This window comes from Leptotrichia trevisanii DSM 22070, assembly GCF_000482505.1.
GTDB classification, from domain to species: Bacteria; Fusobacteriota; Fusobacteriia; order Fusobacteriales; family Leptotrichiaceae; genus Leptotrichia; species Leptotrichia trevisanii.
The window spans coordinates 2,200-11,366 of record NZ_KI519452.1; the positions used below are offsets into that span (position 1 = coordinate 2,200).

Genomic DNA, 9,167 nt, shown 5'->3' on the forward strand with positions numbered 1-9,167 from the left:
GAGACAGAATGAAACATTATACTGTATTAATAGTCGTTGACTATTTTTCATAATTTTAAGGAGGAAGATATGAGTAATAACTTACGACAGATTGCCAAAGACTTGCGATCGTTTGTAAAAAGATGTAAAGATGTACACTATTCTGACAGCCTGCTAATCACTTTCCTTGTTACCGGGCTTCTTACTTTTGCACCTAGACTTCACGCCGACGTGGAAACTGAACAGCAGGAAGTGTCTGCACAGACTTATGATGCCATAACCGATCTTAGACAGTCTTTCATACGTGCCAGAAAGGAAAATGAAAAATCTCTAAAAGGGGCTGAAAGAGAACTTGCAATGCTGTTACAACAGGGGGATCAGGTAATCAAGAGCCCATGGGCTTCATTCCAGTTCGGTACGGGATTTGCAAATAACGACTGGGGAACTACCTACAGGGGACGTGGTGGTAAGTTCCTGGAATATTACAGAAGAGATAATGACTTGACTAAATATGTTTTTGATAAAAGTAAACATCTATATGGGGCTACTGACTTGAATATTCCTCGTAATCAGGAACCAAATTCATTAGTTATCAATCCAGCTAATATACACGAGCCTTATGCTCCGTATGAGGTTACTAGAATGGATAGATTAACATTATTTAATAATCCTAGCTTTAACACTCAATTATTAGATGCAGTTGAAGGACATTATGGATATACAAGACCTAATCCAAATCCATATAGAGCATTTAATGAACTTGGATACTGGACTACTACTAGACTAGCTACACATAATTATTCACGTAGATGGGAAAACTCTGCTGGTACTATTATTCAAAATGATTATGCGAATAATTCTAGTAATTCTTCATCTGTAGCGTCAGCTACTGGAGGAACTGCTTCAACTGCCACTTGGACTCAAGCTACTGGAGTTCATGGATCACCTTATGAACAAACTCCTACAAATAACAGAGGTTCATCAGTTCTTTATAATACGAGCGGATCATTTGTTACGGGGGGGACACATTCTTGGACTTCAAAAGATATTCACAATGTTCCACATGGGGAAACATCTCCAACTGAAGTTATAGGAGCATATTACGATGATGGAACAAATGCTGGAAGACATAGTGCCGGTGGAACAGTTAAAACTGGACATATAGGAATATTAAATGCAAGTAGTCAGACTATTACTAATACTGGTATAACTATGGAAGATGGAAAGACTACAGGTATAAAAGTAACTGGTACTGGTACTGTAACTGGTAGTACTGTAAATTTAAGTAGTGGTACTGGAGGAGTTGGTGTTGAACTTACTAATGGACATGTAACAAATATGACTATTAATGTCAACGGAAGTAATCAAACAGGTATAAAAACTGATAAAAACCTAGATTATTCTAATGTAACTATTAGTTTATCTAGTGGAAGTAATAATCTTGGAGTTGATGGAGGTTCAAAAGATATAACCAGCCATGCAACAATTCAACATAGTGGCAATAATCATTCTAGTAATGTCATTGGTATAAAGTCAACTGGAAAAGTAACAAATAGCGGTAGTATCACTTTAAATTCTGACGGAAATGTTACAGGAATAAGTGGTACTGATGCAACAAATAATGGAACAATAACAATAAATAATTATAATGGAATTGGAAATAATAATGTTGGTGTATATGGTAGTACTTCGGCAACTAATAATAGTGGACATAATATAACTGTAAGTGGACACCATAACAATGCAGGATTAATTGCACCTACTGTTACAAATTATGGAACTATATCTGTAACTGGATCTTATGGTGACGGTATTTATGCTAACACTAATCATGCAACATCTTCAGGTACAAATTCTAGTATAACTGTAACTGGAAGTTATAACGATGGAGTAAAAGGTACTCAGAATGCAAATTTATTAAGTGGTTCAACTGTTACTATGCAAAATGGAAATTATAATAATGGAGTACATGCAGTAGGTGGTAATGCCTCTGTTACTGGTAGTAGTAGGATAAATTTATATAGAAATAACTTCAGTAACGGAGTTTATGCACCAAATGGTACGACTACAGTCACTAATTCAAATATTTATGTTGGTGATTACAATGCAGCAAATGATACAAATAATAGTAATTATAGTAATGGTATTAATTTAGTTAAAAGTGGTGTTGCAAATTCAATTACTGGTTCTCAAATATATATGAAAGGTAGCAATAATATCGGAGTAAGAGCTCAAGAACCAGGAACACTGACATTTAACGATAATACAATGACCATGAGTGGAACTGGAAATTACGGATTATACTTAGCACCAAGTAAATCAATAACAACTATTACAGGTAATAGCACAACAAGTAGCGGTTCAAGCAATGTCGGAATCTTTATATCAGAAGATGCCAAAATAACAACTATTAGTGGAGGTTCTCATACTGTAAATGGAACTACAAGTACAGGAATAGATATACATACTACAAAAGATACAACAATATCAGGAACTACATTTAATGTCAATAATTATTCTTCTACAGGGATAAGAGCAGGGAGAGCAACACATCCAGATGATACTTCTACAGGAAAGTTAAACATATCAGGTTCTACTTTTAATGTTTTGGAAAATTCAAGTAATGATGGAAGTACTGGTGATGGAAATAGTGCATCTGCTGTTTATCTTTACAATGTAACTAAAACAACAGTTAATCCTACAACTACCTTTAATATTAATAGAAACTCAATTGGGTTTGAAGTTGAAAATAGTGGACATGCTAACAGAGAAATTGCATTTACTGGACAGAACAACAGCAGTTATGTAATAATGAATTTGAGAAATTCTCAGAATAAGAACACTTCAGGCCAACGGGATGGTAATATTGGATTTAACATTATAAATGGTAATTTTGGAACACGTGATACTACTAGAGGTATAAAGGTGCATGGAAACTTTGATTCGCATATAGAATCTGATGAAAATGTGCTGTTTAATAATCAGCAATATGCCTCAAAACTTGAATTTGTAGTTGGAGCTGGAGCTGGAGTAAAAACTATGGATGCTAGAAACCACACAGGGCAAGGAACTATTCTAGTGGGTACTGATCCAGCATATAATGCAGGCCGTAAGAGCGGATATAACAAAAATGTTATCTTTGCTAATTTAGGATGGGTATCTGATGAAGATAGTAAAGTTGATTTGAACCATATTTCAGTAGACGGAAATTACAATACTGTGGCATTTTTCAATAGAAGTATAAAAGGTACCCATGGATGGACAGATATAAATAATGCTTATCATCCTACTGGATACGGAAGAGTTGGATGGTTTGAAGGAACAGTAAGACTTCAAGGAGTTATAGGTTCTTCATTCTATGAAAGCACTAATAAAATAACATCTACTGGAAATGTTGGAGTATATGCTATTTCAGGACAAAGAGGAGAAAATACAACAACAGGATTTGATGGAGTAAGAACAGGATGGATTGGTGCAGGAATATCTAGCTTCGGTGGAACTGACAAAGCTTTAAAAAATCTAAATGTTACAGATCTTAACTTAGGATTCTCGAGATATTCTGAAGGTGGAGTGCTAGTGTATGCTGGTAACGGAACGGCTGTAGATGTAGCTAATGATTCAGCTACAAATAATTTAAATAATACAAAGACAATTTCGGACGGTGTGTTCCACGATACTTCTACTGGTAACCTCTTGAAATGGGGATATTCTGTTCCAATAGGAAATACTTCTCATAATACAACTATGTTCTTTGCAAAAGGAACTTGGAAAGGTGATAATCACGGATTCTTACCTGCTACTTATGGTAACACAGAAAATGCACCTACAGAAATTAATGTAAAATCAGCTGTAGACATGGTATCAAGACAAGGAACTGCCTATAGAGCAAAAGATGGTGCGACTATAAATGTTGGTAGTAGTGGAACTCCTCTTGCAACAAGAGCAGGTGGTTATAACTCTATAATTGCATTAGCTGAGGGAACAGGTACTGATAGAAATTCAAAATTAATATCTGAAAGAACTGGAGCGGCTGGTAACAATAGCGAAACAGGTTCAAGAGTAGAAATTAATGGAAATATAGTAGCAGCGGACAATGCAATGTTCTCTGAAACTGCCCGTGTTATGAACGGAAGAGAAGATTTTAATGCTTATCGTGCTAACACTTATGAAAATGTAGCCGCTTATGCTAGTGGTGGCGGAGATGTAGTTATCAATAAAACTGCTGTATCGAATACAGTACTTGAAGGTGCTTCTGGTAAAAATATTACAGCAGATACAAAAGCAGCTGGTGTTGGATCACTTATTTATGGAATGGGAGCTTATGCTACTGGAGAAGGATCAAATGTTATTTATAAAAGTGGAGTATCTATAGTATCAGGTAAAAATGGAGCATTATTTGCAACTGATAAAGGATATATTGAATTTCAAGGAAATATAGTAAATCAAAATAATACAAAAGATACAATACAAACTTCTGCACATGGATTTTCAGGTGCTGAAACAAGAAAAGGTAAAAATACGGCAACTTCTGCTTCTTCAAATGATCACACTGATACAACACCATTCTATGTATTAAGAAATGCTATTGAAACAGGTAGAAACAGTACAGCAATAACATTTACAGATACAACAAGATTGGATATGTATGATGGAAGATTGCTTACTGGTAATGAATATCAGCATGCTTTTGGATGGAAGGATTATAGTGGTGCATATTCAGATTATTATAAAGAAAAATCTATACCAGCAGCAGGTGGTATTGAAGAAAATAAATACTGGGCTGCAAAATATCGTGGAATGAGCAACGTAGAGGCTCATATACTATCGAATAATGTAGATCTTGGTATTGTAAATCAAGCTGAGGGAGATAAAAAATTAACTTGGAATGATGATAGAAATGCCTCTTCATCTGGAACAAATTTCTTAGCAGGTATTGCAAAATATGCTGGAGGAATGAATAAAATTGATAATTATGATGATGCTGAAACTGATCAAAGAATAAATGATAAACATTCATTCAAAACAACATTAATAAATGGTGAAATTGATGTTACAGCAGGAACAGTTGACTTGACAGACAACTTTAGATTACAAACTAAAACTATGATTTCAGGAGCAGCAAAAGATAAGGCAAATGATCCATTCACTGATATAGCAATGGAAAGTGAAAAAGTAAACATTTCTGCTGCAACTACTATTTACGGAAATGCTAAAAACCTGGCTGGACAAAAACAGGGATTGAATATGGCTAACTCACTTTTCCGTTGGGATAGCGATGATCTTAGAATGAATAACTTTACTGGTGCAAGATACAGAAGAAGTAAAGTTGATGAATCAGGATATTGGAATAAAGGTAACATCAATATTTGGGGTGGTTCGGCAAGTGATGCTATAACAGCAGTAAACGTAGCATACGGTACAGTTGAAAATGCGGCAGCTGCAAAAATTTATGCAGATCACGGAAATGCTATAGTTGGAACTGATGGAAGTAAACTTGTAAATAAAGGTAAAATCGCAGTAACAGGTATTTACAATCCAGATAAACAAGTTACTTTAACAGGCGGATCAAATACAGGACTTGCAACTATTGACAGAACAGCTGAAACTGCAGTAACTGATGGAGAAAACTACGGAATTGTTGGTATTTCAACAGCAAATGCTAGAGACAATGCAAAATATAGAGCTGAACAAGGTACAGACAGATACGGAGAAAATGCAATTGCAATTGAAAATGTTGCAAGTGGAACAGATGGAACTATCGCTGTAGATGGTAAACGTGCAGTAGGTATCTATGCACAAAATACTCACAATGATTCAAATACAGTAGGTGCCAATAAAACAAAAGTAACTATAAAATATGATAATATGCAAGCTACACCAGCCTCAGCAGATGCGATAAAAGTAAATAGTGGGCAAAATGTTGGAGGTATAGATACAACAGCAGTCGCAGATAAAAAAGAATACAGAGGAGTAGGTATCGCCTTAGTAAACCGTTCTACAAATGCCGACAACGATGCAAATAGAGGTGGTGTCATCACATTAAACACATTAGGAAAAGCTGCAAACCCTGATATTAGAACCCAACATAACGGTATAGGAGTATATGCTGAAGGTTCAGATATAGTATTTGGAGCATTGTCTGAAGGACTTACAGTAAATACTAAGAATGATGGTGCTGGAATCTGGGTAACAGATAATTCTAATATTTCATCAGCCGAAGACAGACTGGGTACTCAAATAAAAGCATTAAATTACAACTACAAAGGAGATAATGACAAAAAAGGATTCGGAATGATTTTCGGAAGCACTTTATCTTCAAATAAAGTAGCTAGAAACTATTTAGACATTAAATTTAACAATAATAATGGAACTATGGATTTAGCTACTGCAAAAGCACTTGAAGCAAGAGGATTTGCCGGTATAGCTGCTGGTCCGACATATAAAGGAATCGCAGGTATCTTGGTAAATACTGACGCTCATAACGGTGTTACTGGAGACAGAGCAATAAACTACGGAGATATAAAAGAACAAAATTCAACAACTAATGTTAGATCTTACGGAGCAGTTGTAAATAAAGGTGGATTTGAAAACTGGGGTAACATTACTCTTAGTGATTCATTAAACGAATTAGCTAAAAATATTAAAACTGAAGATCTTAAAAAAGCAAATATTGGTATATTGGCAAACGATCACTCAGCAAATGCAAGATACAACACATTTATTGAAAACCACGGAGATATTACAATCGGAGATTCCACAAACGATAAGAATATCGGAAGCTGGGCTATTTACGGATATAACATAACTACTGGTGCAAAAGCTGACGGAACTAAATCAAAAATTACAGTTAACAAGAATAACAACGGAATCTATTCAGGAGATGGAAACGTAAATATTCAACAAACTAAGATCTTAGTAGGAAACGACACTGTAATGGGACATGTTCAACATTCCTGGGAAGAAATTAAGCCAGATGGAACTAGAGAAACTCATTGGATTAGCAGACAAACTCAATATGCTAACCCAAATAACTTGTTATCAGCATTGGATGCTCCAAGAAAAAGAGATTCTGTAATTGGAGTTTATATTGACAATAACCAAAGCAAATCAAATGCTGCAAGAGACGTTAATATAAGTGCTGATATGGATATTGACAGATTCTCATACGGTATCGTGATGGCTGAGAAGAATGGAGGAGCTGCTACAAACGTAACAATCGGTTCTCCAACAGAAGCTCCAACAATCAGATTGGCACATTCTACAAGCAGCAATGCAGGTGGACAAGTTAAATCAGTAAGACCAAGTAATAATCCAAAAGTTCCTAAAGAAGTTGAAGAACAAGGAAACGCTGTATACTATTACTCATTAGATACTGCATCAGCAGGAAAAACTTATGCTAATGTAACAATGAACGGAGATTACAATACAGCTTACTATACAAAAGGATCAATAGACAACTACGGAACAATAGACTTGAGATCAAAATATGATGTTGACAATAAAAATAGTGATGCACGAGGATTTGGAAATATTGGAATATTCTCAAGCAATACTAATGTTGCTTCAACTAACTACGGAACAATTACAACTGGTATGTCAGACACAATTAATATGAGATACTCAGCAGCAATGGCAGCAGGACGTAATACTTACAACAAAGATGGTTCGTTTGCCGGAACGAAGGAAGAAGGATACATTGTAAATAGAGGTACAATCAATGTCGAAGAAAAAGAAGGTATCGGAATGTTTGCAACTGGACATGGTTCAAAAGCTCTTAACTACGGAACAATCAATCTGAAAGGTGAAGAATCAATCGGTATGTATCTTGACAGAGGGGCAATTGGAGAAAACCACGGAACAATTACAGGTAATGCTAGAAACTTGTCAGGAGTAGTTGCAATTAATGGTGGATACATTAAGAACTATGGAACAATTAAAGTAGAAGGAAACGGATCTCATGGAATTGTAACTGATGGTAGAAGATTTACTGTAGATGCAAATGGAAATAGAACAGAAATATTACCTGAAACAGCTACAAATGGTGTAACTGCAGGACAAACTAACGGACATGGTGGAACTGACTTATATGGAGGAAAGGAATCTTCAATCGAAGAAGGAACAACAGGAAATCCTAAAACAACAGGAGTAGGAACAACAATAACTGCTCCAGACATCGTACCAATAACTAAAGTAAGTGTTGACGGTATTGACACTCCTGTATTCAATGTTGAAAGTGACGCTGCAAATCCTGGAGATGTAGCTAACAAAATAACTGTTGCAAGCAGTATTCAGACTGGTGGAACAAGAATAATTGATCTTAATACTAAGGACGAATGGGGTAACCCAGCTTGGCCGCATCGTAACAAAGGACAACTTTCAGAAGTTACAAGTATTGGAATGTATGTAGATACTTCAGGAGTTAGATACACTAACCCTATTGATGGTATTGAAAACTTACGTAAGTTATCAAAAGTTAATTTATACTTTGGACCGGAAGCTACATTGTATACAAACTCTAAAGCTATCAGAATTGGAGATAAATACGATGAAAATGGAAATCTTGTTGCGAAAAGTAATATCTTGAAACCATTTAATGATGCGTTGAGTAAATTGCCAGGTGGAGCAAAAATTAATCCATTGTCAGCAAGTTTAACTTGGCAAGTGTTGGCAAAAATATCTGCTGATAACCAATTAAGAGAAGTGTATATGAGTAAAGTTCCTTATCATTCATTTGCATTTGATAACGATAAATCTCTTGTAAACTTCACTAACAACCTGGATAACATCTATGAAATTGCACGTCCAGGAAGTCCTGAAAAAATTATCTTCAATAAACTTAACAGCCTAGGTAATGGGGAAGGACATATCTTGGCTCAAGCGTTCGATCAGATGAGAGGACACATTTATGGTGGAGTTCAACAAAGAATCAAGGCTACATCTGATATTATCGGTGGAGAAATCAAGGGACTTAGAAATGATTCTAATGGCTCTAAAGACTCTAACAAGTTTAAAGCATTTGGACAAAGAAACGAATTCAAGACTGACACAGCAGGAATGCCTGACTGGTACAGTAATGCGGGAGGATTTGCCTACGTTCATGAAGACGAAACTGTAAGACTTGGTGAATCTTCTGGATGGTATGCAGGGGTTGTAAACAACTACTTCACATTCAAGGATCTGTCTAAATC

Annotated in this window: 1 protein-coding gene; it reads left to right on the forward strand. The window is 35.7% G+C overall.

What is annotated here, in order from left to right; all coding sequences use genetic code 11:
* Positions 1–69: 69 nt before the first annotated feature.
* Positions 70–9,167 (forward strand): autotransporter-associated N-terminal domain-containing protein (locus K324_RS15080; protein WP_036095955.1); only part of this gene is annotated, 9,098 nt, incomplete at its 3' end.